The sequence below is a fragment of the Methylomonas albis genome (assembly GCF_014850955.1).
Classification (GTDB): Bacteria; Pseudomonadota; Gammaproteobacteria; order Methylococcales; family Methylomonadaceae; genus Methylomonas; species Methylomonas albis.
Genome location: NZ_JACXSS010000001.1, coordinates 784,088 through 799,055 on the forward strand (window position 1 = coordinate 784,088; position 14,968 = coordinate 799,055).

A 14,968-nucleotide genomic window follows, 5' to 3' on the forward strand; every position below is an offset into this window, starting at 1 on the left:
AAAATATTTTCTGAATAGGTCAGTAGTTCAATTGGTAGAGCAGCGGTCTCCAAAACCGCAAGTTGGGGGTTCGAGTCCCTCCTGGCCTGCCATTCAGGAAATCTTCATAATTTAATTCAAGTTAACTAAATGAACGCACACGCAGAAGAAGTCTCCTCAGTGGTCGACATCGTAAAGTTGGCTTTATCTCTGGTTTTTGTTGTTGCCGGCATTTCAGCGTTCTATTATTTCTCTGATTTCCAGCTACTTTATCGTGTTTTGATTTTGGTTGCGGTTTTGGCTGCAGCTGTCGCTGTGGGGTTCACAACAGCCAAAGGGCGAGGTTTGTGGGGCTTCATGCTTGAATCTAAGCAGGAATTCAAAAGAATCGTATGGCCTACTAAAGACGAGGCGGTTCGTACTACGCTGATGGTTTTTCTAATGGTTTTTATAGTCGGCTTAATACTGTGGTTGCTGGATATGTTTTTATTTTGGGGTGTTCAACTGCTGATGAGTCAGGGGATTAAATAATGTCGCTTCGTTGGTATGTTGTTCACGCATATTCGAATTTCGAAAACAAGGTTAAACAAGCCCTGGAAGAGCGGATTACGCGGGAAGGTTTGCAGGAGTTTTTTGGGAAAATCCTGGTTCCCACCGAAGAAGTTGTTGAGATGCGCATGGGCCAGCAACGGAAAAGCGAAAGAAAATTCTTTCCTGGTTACGTGCTTGTGCAAATGGAATTGAATGATGAAACATGGCATTTAGTTAGGAACGTCCCTAGAGTTTTAGGCTTTATTGGTGGGGCATCGGATAGGCCGTCGCCTATCTCAGAAAAAGAAGCGATGGCTATATTGAATCGCGTTGAAGAAGGCGTAAATAAACCAAGGCCTAAGGTATTGTTTGAGGTTGGGGAAGTTGTTCGGATTACCGATGGCCCATTTAAAGACTTTAATGGCAATATTGAGGAAGTCAATTACGAGAAAAGCCGGTTGCGCGTGTCTGTTCTTATTTTCGGTAGATCTACACCAGTCGAATTAGAATTTGGTCAGGTTGAAAAAGCCTAGTCTATAATTCGAGGTTTTTACGAATCCCTGTCATTTTTATGGCAGGGATTTTTGTTTGTTGGGGAGCTGAAAAGCGTATGCACCCGTTAGGAGTATAAAATGGCAAAAAAAATTGATTCTTACATCAAGCTGCAAGTGAAGGCAGGCGAGGCTAATCCTAGTCCTCCAATTGGTCCCGCTCTGGGTCAGCGTGGTGTAAATATTATGGAGTTCTGTAAGGCATTTAATGCAAGAACTCAAGAAGTTGAGAAAGGCTTGCCTTTGCCGGTCGTTATCACTGTATATAGTGATAAAAGCTTCACTTTTATTACTAAAACTCCGCCGGCGTCAGTTTTGTTGAAAAAAGCAGTTGGTATTAAAAGCGGAAGTAGCAAACCGAATTCGAATAAGGTTGGCACAGTATCTCGTGCTCAATTAGAAGAAATCGCGAAAACCAAAATGGAAGATTTAAATGCGGCTAATTTAGAAGCGGCGATAAGAATTATTGCGGGAAGCGCTCGCAGCATGGGCTTGAACGTGGAGGGCGTGTAATGGCAAAAGTTACTAAAAAAGCCAAGGCTATCAAAGAAAAGGTAGTTAGAAGCAAACAATATTCGGTTACGGAAGCAGTCGCTCTGTTAAAAGAATTCGCAAATAGCAAGTTTGACGAGTCAATTGATGTCAGTGTTAACTTGGGTGTTGATCCGCGTAAATCTGATCAAAACGTTCGTGGCGCTTCCGTGTTACCCAACGGAACAGGCAAAACCGTAAGGGTTGCTGTGTTTACTCAAGGCCCTAATGCTGATGCGGCTCGCGAAGCGGGTGCAGACATCGTCGGTATGGACGATTTGGCCGAGCAAGTTAAGCGAGGCGAGATGAACTTCGATGTGGTCATCGCTTCACCTGATGCAATGCGCGTGGTTGGTCAATTGGGGCAAATCTTGGGACCAAGAGGACTGATGCCTAACCCAAAAGTAGGAACCGTTACTCCTGACGTCGTTACTGCAGTCAAAAATGCCAAATCAGGGCAGGTCAGATACCGCACAGACAAAGCGGGCATCATTCATTGCTCCATCGGTAAGGTGTCTTTCGATGAAACCTCACTTAAACAGAATCTGGAGTTTTTGATTACAGATCTGAAGAAAGCTAAGCCCACTGCTGCCAAAGGCGTGTATCTGAAAAAGATCGCGCTATCTTCGACCATGGGCCCTGGTTTGTGGATCGATCAAAGCAGTATCGAGATTTAAAATAACAAGTTTTAAGGCTTTGGGTTGCCGAGTTATCGGTAACCGTCAAAGACCGTAGGTGCGAAAGCTTAATTTTCCTACGCAGACGGGAGCTGGAGCCGCAAAGTTGGTGAAAGGGACCGTGAAAGGGGCATCGAAAGATGCGTTTCATAGATCCGATGCATAATCGGAAAGTACCGGAGGTAGATGTGGCACTCAATTTAGATAGCAAAAAAGTTGTCGTAGAGGAAGTTGCTGAATTCGCCGCTAAAGCCCATTCCGCAGTCGCTGCGGAATATCGGGGTTTGACAGTTACCGAATTGACGGAACTGCGTAAAACCGCGAGAGAAACGGGTGTTTATTTGCGCGTAGTCAAAAACACACTGGCTAAACGTGCTGTCGCTGGGACTGAGTTCGAATGTATGCAGGAAGGACTGGTTGGTCCTTTAATTCTGGCATTTTCTATGGAAGATCCAGGCTGCGCTGCACGACTCATCAGCGAATTCTCTAAAGGCCATAATAAACTGATCGCAAAAGTAGTGGCGATTGGCGGACAGGCTTTTGACGGATCGGAGCTGGACAGATTGGCAAGATTGCCAACGCGTGACCAAGGTATCAGCATGCTGATGTCTGTCATGAAAGCACCGATTGAGAAACTCGCGCGTACTCTGGCTGCAGTCAGAGACGAGAAAGAAGCGGCATAATCTCGCGTTAACCAGTTAAAACTCAATAATTTTAGAGGAATATACAATGGCAATTTCACAACAAGACATCTTGGAAGCAGTCTCTAACATGACTGTGATGGAAATCGTTGATCTGATTTCAGCGATGGAAGAAAAGTTTGGCGTTTCTGCTGCTGCGGCGGTAGCGGTTGCTGCTCCTGTAGCGGCGGCTGTTGTTGAAGAACAAACCGAATTCGATGTTATTTTGACCGGTTTCGGCGAAAACAAAGTAGCGGTTATTAAAGCGGTTCGCAGTTTGACAGGTCTGGGCTTGAAAGAAGCTAAAGATGCTGTTGAAGGTGCGCCAACCACTGTTAAAGAAGGCGTCAGCAAATCCGAAGCTGAGTCTGCCAAAAAAGATCTTGAAGACGCTGGCGCAACTGCCGAAATCAAATAAGCATCTTGACTGCATACCAGGCATAAGCCTACCAAACCGGGCTGACGGCATTTTGCCGTCGGCCTTTTACTGTTTCTGAAACAGTAGTAAATAATCTCTGACGACGAAGGTATAGAAGCAATATGGCCTATTCTTTTACCGAAAAAAAGCGTATCCGTAATAATTTTGGGAAGGGTTCCGAAGTATTGGAAGTCCCATATCTTTTGGCAACACAAATTGATTCGTATGCAAATTTTTTGCAGTCTGGCATAGAGCCAGATAAAAGACGTAATCAAGGATTGCATGCCGCATTCTCCAGTGTTTTTCCGGTGGTGAGCCATTCCGGCTATGCCGTATTGGAGTATGTTAAATATCGCTTGGGGGAACCCGCATTCGATGTAAGAGAATGTCAACAGCGCGGTGCTACATTTTCAGCTCCGTTGCGCGTATTAGTGCGTCTAGTCATCTATGATAAAGATGCGCCAGCCAATACCAAGGTCGTCAAAGATATTAGAGAACAAGAAGTTTACATGGGTGAACTGCCTCTAATGACCGACAATGGTACATTCGTGATTAATGGTACTGAGCGGGTCATCGTGTCGCAGCTACACAGATCTCCGGGGGTGTTTTACGATCACGACAAAGGCAAAACCCATTCATCCGGTAAATTGTTGTTCAATGCTCGGGTCATTCCGTATCGCGGTTCTTGGTTGGATTTTGAATTTGATCATAAAGACGCCGTATATGTGCGTATAGACAGACGCCGAAAAATTCCAGCCACTATTTTGTTGCGGGCTTTGGGATATGAAAACGAAGAAATGATCAACATTTTCTTCGAAACCAACAAGTTTTCATTGGCTGCCGAAAAATTAATGTTCCACGTCATCCCCGATAGATTACGGGGTGAAATGGCTGTCTTCGACATTAAGCACGAAGGCAAAGTCGTTATCGAAGAAGGGCGCAGAATTACCGCGAAACATGTTCGCCAGCTGGAAAAGTCCGGTGTCACTGAAATTGAAGTGCCTAGAGACTATCTGCATGGAAAAATTCTTGGTCACAATGTGGTCGATACTTCCACCGGCGAATTGTTAGCTAGCGTTAACGACGAAATCACCGATAACTTGTTACAGAAATTGATAGACGCTGGTGTCAGCGAGATCAATACCCTGTACGTCAACGATTTGGATAGAGGTCCATACATCTCCAATTCGATGCGCCTGGATACCACCTCAAATCGCTTGGAAGCCTTGGTCGAAATTTATCGAATGATGCGTCCTGGCGAGCCACCTACCGTGGAATCTGCTGAAAATCTGTTCGAAAACTTATTTTTCACTGACGAACGCTATGATCTATCCGCCGTTGGCAGGATGAAGTTCAATCGTCGCTTGGGTCGCGAAGAAACCGAAGGCCTGGGAACGCTAAGCAAAGAAGACATCATTGATGTACTTAAAGAGCTGATCAAAATTAGAAATGGTAACGGTACTGTAGACGATATCGACCATTTGGGTAACAGACGTGTGCGCTCTGTCGGCGAAATGATCGAGAACCAGTTCCGTATCGGTTTAGTACGAGTCGAGCGGGCTGTCAGAGAGCGTTTGACCCTGGCTGATTCCGAAGGCTATATGCCACAGGAAATCATCAATGCGAAACCTGTTTCTGCCGCAGTGAAAGAATTCTTCGGCTCCAGCCAGTTGTCGCAGTTTATGGACCAAAACAATCCACTGTCGCAGGTAACGCATAAACGCCGCGTTTCCGCGTTAGGTCCAGGCGGTTTGGCCAGAGAAAGGGCGGGCTTCGAGGTTCGTGACGTTCACACCACTCACTACGGCCGGGTTTGTCCGATTGAGACGCCTGAGGGACCGAACATCGGTTTGATCAATTCGTTGTCGGTTTATGCTAGAACCAATGAGTACGGTTTCCTGGAAACGCCTTACCGGAAAGTGGTTGAGGGTAAAGTTACCGACCAAGTCGATTATATTTCGGCAATTGAAGAAGGCGAATATGTCATTGCGCAGTCTAGTGTGGCTGTGAATGAAAACGGCAAACTGGTTGAAGGCTTGGTATCTTGCCGTTACAAGGATGAGTTTACGCTAGCATCGTCCGAGACCGTGCAATACATGGATGTATCGTCCAAGCAGATCGTTTCCGTGGCGGCGTCAATTATTCCGTTCTTGGAGCATGACGACGCGAACCGGGCGTTAATGGGGTCGAACATGCAGCGTCAAGCGGTTCCAACTTTACGCGCTGAAAAGCCGTTGGTCGGTACCGGTATGGAACGCGTAGTGGCCAAAGACTCAGGTGTAACCGTGGTTGCAACGCGTGGCGGTCGTATCGAAGCGGTCGACGCTGGGCGTATCGTGGTACGTGCGAACGATAACGAAACCGTAGCCGGTGTGCCAGGTGTCGATATTTATAACCTGATTAAATACACTCGTTCGAACCAAAACACCTGTATCAACCAAAAGCCGTTGGTTAAATTGGGTGACATCGTTAGAGCGGGCGATATTTTGGCAGATGGTCCATCGACTGACATCGGCGAATTGGCCCTTGGTCAAAACATGCTGATCGCCTTCATGCCTTGGAATGGTTATAACTTCGAAGACTCCATTTTGGTATCCGAGCGAGTGGTCAAAGAAGATCGTTTCACGACCATTCATATTGAGGAAAAAACCTGCGTTGCTCGCGAAACCAAACATAGTCCGGAAGAGATTACTGCGGATATTCCTAACGTTAGCGAAGAGGCCTTATCCAAACTGGACGAATCTGGGATCGTTTATGTCGGTGCGGAAGTGAAAGGTGGCGATATTCTGGTTGGTAAAGTGACGCCAAAAGGCGAGACGCAATTAACACCGGAAGAAAAACTGCTGAGGGCTATTTTTGGTGAAAAAGCCGCTGATGTTAAGGATACTTCTCTGCGCGTACCAGGTAATGTTCGCGGTACGGTCATCGATGTTCAGGTTTTCACCCGCGACGGTGTGAAGAAGGACAAGAGAGCTTTGGAAATTGAAGACGCGGAAATCAAGCGATACCGTAAAGACTTGGACGATCAATTGAAAATCGTCGAACACGATATTTTCGCTCGGGTAAAGACCTTGTTGACTGGTAAGAAAGCCGAAAAAGGTCCGAACCCTCTGAAAAAAGGCGACGACATTACCGCCGATTATCTGGATGTATTGGTGCCGTCTGAGTTGTTGAAAATCCGCACTCAGGACGAAGATATTAACGTGCAATTGGAGACAGTTGCTGAGCATGTCGAGCAGCAGCGCAAGGAATTCGACGAGCGTTTCGAGCAGAAAAAGAAAAAAATCACGATGGGCGACGATTTGGCGCCAGGCGTGTTGAAAATGGTAAAAGTATATTTGGCCGTGAAAAAACGTATCCAACCGGGCGATAAAATGGCCGGTCGGCATGGTAACAAAGGGGTTATCTCGCAAATCGTGCCTATTGAAGATATGCCTTATACCGCCGATGGCAATCCGGTAGATATTTTGCTCAATCCGTTAGGCGTACCATCCCGGATGAATGTCGGCCAGGTATTGGAAACCCATTTAGGATGGGCGTCTAAGGGGCTTGGAATCAAGATCGGTAAGATGCTGGAAGCTCAGGCAAAAGTTGTGGAAATACGCGGCTTCTTGGATAGAATTTACAATTGCAGCGGCAGAATAGAAGATCTGAATTCGTTCACAGATAAAGAAATTTTGGAAATGGCTGTGAATCTGGTCGCTGGTGTGCCGATGGCGACACCCGTATTCGACGGCGCTTCGGAGGAGGATATTCGTACTATGCTGCGTTTGGCGGATTTGCCGGAACACGGTCAAACCGTGCTTTATGACGGGTTGACGGGTGAACCATTCGAACGCGAAGTAACGGTGGGTTATATGTACATGTTGAAATTGAATCACTTGGTGGACGATAAGATGCATGCGCGTTCGACCGGTCCTTACAGTTTGGTTACGCAACAGCCATTAGGCGGTAAAGCACAATTCGGTGGTCAGCGTTTCGGTGAGATGGAGGTCTGGGCACTTGAGGCCTATGGTGCTGCATATACATTGCAAGAGATGTTGACGGTCAAGTCCGACGACGTGACTGGCAGAACCAGAATGTACAAAAACATTGTCGATGGCAACCATTCAATGGAAGCCGGCATGCCGGAATCATTCAATGTCTTAGTGAAAGAGATACGTTCGCTGGCAGTGAATATCGAAATGGAACAAGATTAATTCCGTTCTTTGCGAGATAGATTCTGGACAATATCGGATAACATTTAAAGAGGATAAGCTCTTGAAAGATTTAATGAATTTCTTAAAACGTCAAGGTCGGACAGATGATTTTGACAATATCCGCATTGGATTGGCTTCGCCAGACATGATTCGGTCATGGTCTTATGGTGAAGTTAAAAAGCCTGAGACAATTAACTACCGTACCTTTAAGCCGGAACGTGACGGCCTGTTTTGCGCCAAGATTTTTGGACCGATTAGCGATTACGAGTGTTTGTGCGGTAAATACAAGCGTCTAAAGCATCGCGGTGTAATTTGCGAAAAATGCGGCGTAGAGGTTACTCTATCGAAAGTGCGGCGGGAAAGAATGGGTCATATTGATTTGGCCAGCCCGGTAGCGCATATTTGGTTTTTGAAATCATTGCCGTCCCGGATTGCTTTGCTGTTGGATATGACGCTGCGATCTATCGAACGCGTGTTGTATTTTGAAACATTTGTAGTGATCGATCCGGGCATGTCGCCTTTGGAAAAAGGTCAACTGTTAACCGACGAAGAGTATTTAAACGCGGTTGAAGAGCACGGCGATGATTTCGTCGCAAAAATGGGCGCGGAAGCGATCTATGATTTACTTAAATCCATAGATTTAAAAGACGAAATCAACACGTTGCGTGAAGAGATCAACGCAACGAATTCCGATACCAAAATCAAAAAATATTCGAAGCGCTTAAAAGTTATCGACTCTTTGCTGGCGTCGAATAATCGTCCGGAATGGATGATTATGACGGTGCTGCCAGTGCTGCCGCCCGAGTTACGGCCATTGGTGCCACTGGACGGTGGTCGATTTGCGACTTCCGATTTGAATGATTTATATCGTAGGGTCATCAACAGAAACAATCGTTTGACGCGCTTGTTGGATTTGAATGCGCCGGACATTATCGTCCGCAATGAAAAACGGATGTTGCAAGAAGCAGTCGATGCCTTGTTGGATAACGGCCGTCGTGGACGAGCGATTACTGGTAGCAACAGACGTCCGCTGAAATCTTTGGCCGATATGATCAAAGGTAAGCAAGGTCGGTTTCGTCAAAACTTGTTGGGCAAGCGTGTCGATTACTCCGGTCGTTCGGTTATCGTGGTTGGTCCGACATTAAGACTGCATCAATGTGGCTTGCCGAAAAAAATGGCTTTGGAGCTATTTAAACCTTTTATTTTCAGTAAATTACAGTTGCGGGGTTTGGCGACAACTATAAAAGCCGCCAAAAAAATGGTGGAGCGCGAAGGCGCCGAAGTATGGGATATTCTCGAAGAAGTTATTCGTGAACACCCGGTGCTATTGAATCGCGCACCAACTCTGCATAGATTGGGTATTCAGGCATTTGAGCCAACTTTGATCGAAGGCAAGGCTATTCAGTTGCATCCGTTGGTTTGTAGTGCGTTCAACGCCGATTTCGATGGCGACCAAATGGCTGTGCATATTCCGTTATCGATTGAGGCACAGCTCGAAGCACGTACTTTGATGATGGCGACGAACAACATTTTGTCACCTGCGAACGGGGAGCCGGTAATCAACCCATCGCAAGACGTGGTGTTGGGGTTGTATTACATCACGCGTGAAAAAGTTAATGCGGTGGGCGAGGGTAGTATCTTTGGCGATTTGTCTGAAGTGATGCTGGCCCTGGATGCTAAGGCAGTTGAATTGCAGAGTAAAATTGAAATACGGGTCGTTGAGAAATTAAAAACCCCGGAAGGCGATTTCGAAACCTTAGTAAGCAGAAAGAAAACCACGGTTGGTCGCGCGATTGTCTGGGACATCGTGCCAGACGGTATGCCCTATGAGCTAGTCAATGTCGATATGACCAAGAAGAATATTTCTCGGTTAATTAACTATAGCTATCGCTATCTCGGTATCAAAGAAACCGTGATGTTGGCAGATAAGATCATGTACCTTGGGTTTAAATATGCTACGCGTTCCGGAGTATCTTTCGGTATCGAAGACATGGAAATTCCAGTCAAGAAAGCCGATATCATTCGCTCAGCGGATGCCGAGGTTAACGAAATCCAGAATCAGTATGCATCAGGCTTGGTTACCGACGGCGAACGTTACAACAAAGTTGTCGACATATGGTCGCGAGCTAACGATCAAGTCGCAAAAGTGATGATGGAAGGTTTGGGTGAAGACGAAGTCACAAACTCAAAAGGCGAGAAAGTAAAACAAAAATCTTTCAACTCCATCTTTATGATGGCTGAGTCTGGTGCGCGGGGTTCTGCAGCACAGATTCGACAGTTAGCGGGCATGCGTGGATTGATGGCTAAGCCCGATGGTTCTATCATCGAGACGCCTATTACTGCGAACTTTCGCGAGGGGCTGGACGTATTACAGTACTTTATTTCAACCCACGGTGCTCGCAAAGGTTTGGCCGACACCGCGCTAAAAACCGCTAACTCTGGTTATTTGACCCGCCGATTGGTTGATGTTGCGCAGGATTTGGTTATTGCCGAATCAGACTGTGGTACGCAAAACGGCCTGACCATGATGCCGATTATCGAAGGCGGCGACGTCGTTGAGCCATTGGTTGATCGCGTGCTGGGACGAGTTGCTGCGATGGACGTCACTGATGCAGCCGGCAATAATGTTCTGATTCCTGCCGGAACCATGATTGATGAAAATCTAGTCACGGTTTTGGAAGATAACGGTGTCGATAAGATGTTGGTGCGCTCCGTGATAACTTGTGAATCGCGCCAAGGGGTCTGTGCCAGTTGCTACGGTCGTGATTTAGGTCGCGGTCATTTGGTTAACATCGGCGAAGCCGTGGGCGTTGTGGCGGCTCAGTCGATCGGTGAGCCAGGCACTCAGTTAACGATGCGGACATTCCACATTGGTGGGGCGGCTTCGCGATCTGCTGCGGTTAGTAACGTTCAGGTAAAATCAAGCGGTACTGCAAAGCTCAATAACTTGAAGACCGTCAAGAACAGAGAAAATAATCTGGTAGCGGTCTCGAGGTCGGGCGAGGTAGGGGTGATGGACGATTACGGTCGTGAGCGCGAACGTTACAAAATTCCTTACGGTGCTGTATTGTCGGTTGGCGACGGTAGCCCGGTTAGTGCCGGCGATATTATAGTTAATTGGGATCCACATACTCACCCAGTTATCACCGAAGTAGAAGGCTTTATTCAGCTGCTCGACTTCGTGGATGGTATTACTGTTCAAGAGCAATCTGATGACGTAACCGGCTTAACTTCGCGAGTAGTTACCGACCCAAAGCAGAGAAGCTCGGCTGGTAAAGAATTGCGGCCTATGGTTCGCCTAATCGATGAGCAAGGCGGCCAAATTAATTTGCCAGGAACTGATATCCCAGCTCAGTACTTCTTGCCAGCAGGCGCTATCGCCGGTGTTAAGGATGGTGGAGAGGTGAAGGTCGGGGACGTTTTGGCGAGAATTCCGCAAGAATCTAGTAAAACGCGGGATATTACAGGCGGTTTACCGCGGGTAGCTGACCTATTCGAAGCGCGTAAAACCAAGGATCCCGCGATTCTAGCTGAGGCAACCGGTATGGTGTCCTTTGGCAAGGAAACTAAAGGTAAGCAACGCGTTATCATTACCGATTCTGAGGGTGAGCAATATGAAACGCTGATTCCTAAGTGGCGGCATATTACCGTTTTCGAGGGTGAGTTTGTTGATAAGGGTGAAACCATCGCTGAAGGTGAATTGACTCCGCACGATATTTTAAGATTACGCGGTATAGAGGAATTGGCAGATTATCTGGTCAAGGAAATTCAAGATGTCTACCGCTTGCAAGGCGTAAAAATCAACGACAAACACATTGAGGCGATTATTCGCCAAATGCTCAGAAAAGTAGAGATTACCGCTTCCGGCGATACTGATTTCGTTAAGGGCGAACAGGTAGAGCGGACAACGATTAATGCTGTCAACGATCAAGTTGAAAGAGCAGGTAATATACCTGCCAGCTACGATTCTCTGCTGTTGGGTATTACAAAAGCGTCGTTGGCTACAGAGTCATTTATTTCCGCCGCTTCATTCCAGGAAACCACGAGAGTGTTAACCGATGCGGCGGTGAGGGGTATCAGTGACCCATTGAACGGACTCAAAGAAAACGTGATTGTTGGTCGTCTGATTCCGGCAGGTACCGGTTTGGCCTATCATGAACAACGACGGAAGAGAAGGGCTGCCGACGCCGTTTCCGGTTCGGATTCATCCGTCCACGCTATTGAAGCGGTTGACGTTGAAGAGGCTTTGAAACAAGCATTGAATGTCGAGTAGATGTTCTCAAAAATGCTTGACCTAGTTCTTTTGTAAAGGTATTATGCTCTGCTCACATCAGCCAATAGGTTTGGGCGGAGCTATATAAATCTGTAATTGTGCAGATTTCTTTATTGCTTATTAAACATTGCATATTCGGAGTAGTTAAGAATGGCCACGATCAATCAATTGGTCCGTAAGCCTCGTGCTAAAAAAATAGAAAAGACTAACGTTCCGGCGTTGGAGGCTTGTCCTCAGCGTCGCGGGGTTTGTACTAGGGTTTATACCACGACCCCGAAAAAGCCAAACTCGGCTTTACGTAAGGTTGCGAGGGTGCGGTTGACCAATGGCGCAGAGGTAAGTAGCTACATCGGTGGTGAGGGTCATAACCTTCAGGAGCATTCCGTGGTTTTGATTCGGGGTGGTCGTGTAAAGGACTTGCCTGGTGTTCGTTACCACGTGGTTCGGGGAAGTCTCGATACTTCTGGTGTTAAGGATAGAAAATGTGGTCGCTCCAAATATGGCGCGAAAAGACCTAAGAAATAAGGGTTGATATAAGATGTCAAGAAGAAGAGTTGCTGCAAAGAGAGTCATTAATCCGGATCCGCGGTTTGGTAGCGATATGTTGTCAAAATTCATGAATATGATCATGGAAGATGGTAAGAAATCGGTCGCCGAGAAAATCGTTTACGGTGCCTTGGATGTTATCGAAGGTAAAGGTCATAAAGAGACTTTGGATTTGGTTGCAAAAGCATTGGAAAATGTACAGCCGCGAGTCGAGGTTAAATCTCGCCGGGTTGGTGGTGCGACTTATCAGGTGCCTGTAGAGGTTCGTCCTGCTAGGAGGCTGGCGCTGTCGATGAGATGGTTGATTGATGCTGCGCGTAAGCGTAACGAAAGAACTATGGCGGCTAAGCTGGCTGGTGAGTTGTTGGACGCCTCGGAAGGCCGCGGTGCAGCTGCGAAGAAGCGTGAAGATACGCATAGAATGGCGGAAGCAAATAAAGCGTTTGCTCATTATCGCTGGTAACAAAGCTAGATTAGGTTGTTGTTGTGGCTCGTAAGACGCCTATTGAGCGTTATCGTAATATAGGCATCATGGCTCACATTGATGCTGGAAAAACAACGACAACTGAGCGAATACTGTTCTATACGGGCGTTTCGCATAAGATGGGCGAAGTCCATGATGGTGCTGCTACCATGGATTGGATGGAGCAAGAGCAGGAAAGAGGGATAACAATCACTTCCGCTGCGACGACTTGCTTCTGGCTCGGAATGGAAAAACAATACCCAGAGCATCGGATTAACATAATCGATACGCCTGGTCATGTTGATTTCACGATAGAGGTCGAGCGGTCGCTGCGCGTGTTGGACGGGGCTTGCGCGGTTTTTTGTGCTGTTGGTGGTGTGGAGCCTCAGTCCGAAACGGTCTGGAGGCAGGCTAATAAGTACCATGTGCCAAGATTGGTTTTCGTGAACAAAATGGACCGTTCCGGAGCAGATTTTCTGCGTGTCGTCGAACAAATCAAGATAAGGCTGGGTGGGGTCGTGGTTCCTATGCAGCTGCCTATTGGTGCTGAAGAAACCTTTAAAGGTGTTGTGGACCTGCTGAAAATGAAGGCAATCTACTGGGAAGATGCCAACATGGGCGTTGGCTTTACGGAGATGGAGATTCCCTCGGAAATGCTAGGTATTGCTGCAGAGTGGCGCGAGCATATGGTTGAGGCCGCCGCAGAAGCAACCGAAGAATTAATGGATAAATACCTCGAAAAAGGTGTTTTGACAAACGAAGAGGTAAAGCAGGGTATACGGGCGCAAGTTCTTCAGAATAAGTTGGTTCCAGCTTATTGTGGGTCGGCGTTTAAGAATAAAGGTATCCAGTGTGTTCTTGATGGCGTGATTGACTTTCTGCCGTCCCCTCTCGACATTAAGCCAGTAGAGGGCCTGTCAGATGCAGAGAACAACGTAGTTCGTAGTGCTTCTGATGAAGAGCCTTTCTCCGCGTTGGCATTTAAAATAGCTACAGACCCATTTGTCGGAACTCTGACCTTTTTTAGGGTTTATTCCGGGGTGGTCAAGTCTGGAGATGCAGTTTTAAATGCTGGAAAAGGTAAAAAAGAGCGTATAGGGCGCATCGTTCAGATGCACGCCAATAGTCGCGTTGAAATCAGTGAGGTTAGGGCTGGTGAAATAGCCGCTTTAATCGGTCTTAAGGACGTAACAACCGGCGACACGCTTTGCGATATTGAAAAGCCGATTTTGCTCGAAAAAATGGAATTTCCTGAGCCGGTTATTGCTGTAGCGGTTGAGCCAAGAACAAAGGCTGATCAGGATAAGATGGGTGCTGCGTTAGCGAAGTTAGCTCAAGAAGATCCCTCCTTTAGAGTAGGTAGCGACCCTGAATCGGGTCAAACTATAATTTCAGGTATGGGTGAGTTGCATCTTGAGATTATCGTCGACCGAATGAAAAGAGAGTTTAACGTTGCGGCAAATGTTGGCGCGCCGCAAGTTGCTTATCGAGAAACGATTAAGAATATCGTGGAATGCGAAGGGAAGTTCATAAGGCAGTCTGGTGGCAAGGGGCAGTACGGCCATGTATGGCTTAGATTGGAGCCAAAGGAGCCGGGTTCTGGTTACGAGTTTGTGAGCGAAGTGGTTGGTGGTGCTATTCCTAAAGAATATATTCCAGCTGTAGATAAAGGTGTGCAAGAGCAAATGGAAAACGGCGTTCTGGCTGGTTTTCCAGTTGTTGATGTAAAGGTTAGTTTATTCGATGGTTCATATCATGATGTCGATTCGAATGAAATGGCTTTCAAGATAGCAGGATCTATGTGTTTCAGGGATGGAGCTAAGACTGCAAATCCTGCGTTGCTGGAGCCCATTATGAAAGTCGAGGTGGTAACTCCCGAAGATTATATGGGTGAGGTTGTGGGTGACATTAATCGACGGAGAGGTGTTATTCACGGGATGGAAGATGTTCCGGCCGGAAAAGTAATAGAGTGCGAAGTGCCTCTTGCTGAAATGTTCGGTTATGCCACGGATCTTAGGTCGGCGACTCAGGGCAGGGCAACGTACAGTATGCAGTTTGAAAGATATAACGAAGCACCTGCAAATATTGCGGAAGCGATTATTAGAAAAGTATCTTAAATT

Annotated in this window: 11 protein-coding genes and 1 tRNA gene; all 12 read left to right on the top strand. The window is 46.9% G+C overall.

The window, feature by feature from the left end; translation table 11 throughout:
• Positions 1-16: 16 nt before the first annotated feature.
• Positions 17-92: transfer RNA gene (locus EBA_RS03750), tRNA-Trp, on the top strand.
• Between the two features lie 37 nt (positions 93-129).
• Positions 130-510, top strand: coding sequence for a preprotein translocase subunit SecE (gene secE / locus EBA_RS03755; RefSeq protein ID WP_192373401.1), 381 nt, complete (start codon positions 130-132; stop codon positions 508-510).
• On the top strand, positions 510-1,043 hold the full coding sequence (nusG, locus tag EBA_RS03760) for a transcription termination/antitermination protein NusG (protein WP_192373403.1): 534 nt from the start codon (positions 510-512) through the stop codon (positions 1,041-1,043). The genes secE and nusG overlap by 1 nt, the downstream gene beginning before the upstream one ends.
• Before the next feature lie 99 nt (positions 1,044-1,142).
• Positions 1,143-1,574, top strand: coding sequence for a 50S ribosomal protein L11 (rplK, locus tag EBA_RS03765; RefSeq protein ID WP_020484793.1), 432 nt, complete (start codon positions 1,143-1,145; stop codon positions 1,572-1,574).
• On the top strand, positions 1,574-2,269 hold the full coding sequence (gene rplA / locus EBA_RS03770) for a 50S ribosomal protein L1 (RefSeq protein ID WP_192373405.1): 696 nt from the start codon (positions 1,574-1,576) through the stop codon (positions 2,267-2,269). Before rplK ends, rplA begins: the two co-directional genes overlap by 1 nt.
• 188 nt (positions 2,270-2,457) lie before the next feature.
• Positions 2,458-2,952, top strand: coding sequence for a 50S ribosomal protein L10 (gene rplJ, locus EBA_RS03775; RefSeq protein WP_192373407.1), 495 nt, complete (start codon positions 2,458-2,460; stop codon positions 2,950-2,952).
• 46 nt (positions 2,953-2,998) lie between these two features.
• Positions 2,999-3,367, top strand: a complete 369-nt coding sequence (gene rplL, locus EBA_RS03780) for a 50S ribosomal protein L7/L12 (RefSeq protein WP_192373409.1) — start codon at positions 2,999-3,001, stop codon at positions 3,365-3,367.
• A 122-nt stretch (positions 3,368-3,489) separates the two neighbouring features.
• A complete protein-coding gene (gene rpoB, locus EBA_RS03785) occupies positions 3,490-7,566 on the top strand; it encodes a DNA-directed RNA polymerase subunit beta (RefSeq protein WP_192373411.1) in 4,077 nt (1,358 codons plus the stop codon).
• 73 nt (positions 7,567-7,639) lie between these two features.
• Complete coding sequence (gene rpoC, locus EBA_RS03790; protein ID WP_192377155.1) at positions 7,640-11,839, top strand: DNA-directed RNA polymerase subunit beta'; 4,200 nt, start codon at positions 7,640-7,642, stop codon at positions 11,837-11,839.
• Between the two features lie 150 nt (positions 11,840-11,989).
• Complete coding sequence (gene rpsL / locus EBA_RS03795) at positions 11,990-12,364, top strand: 30S ribosomal protein S12 (RefSeq protein WP_013820393.1); 375 nt, start codon at positions 11,990-11,992, stop codon at positions 12,362-12,364.
• A gap of 13 nt (positions 12,365-12,377) precedes the next feature.
• Complete coding sequence (rpsG, locus tag EBA_RS03800) at positions 12,378-12,848, top strand: 30S ribosomal protein S7 (RefSeq protein WP_192373413.1); 471 nt, start codon at positions 12,378-12,380, stop codon at positions 12,846-12,848.
• A 23-nt stretch (positions 12,849-12,871) separates the two neighbouring features.
• Positions 12,872-14,965: an elongation factor G gene (gene fusA / locus EBA_RS03805; protein WP_192373415.1), complete on the top strand. Its 2,094-nt coding sequence runs from the start codon at positions 12,872-12,874 to the stop codon at positions 14,963-14,965.
• Positions 14,966-14,968: the final 3 nt, after the last annotated feature.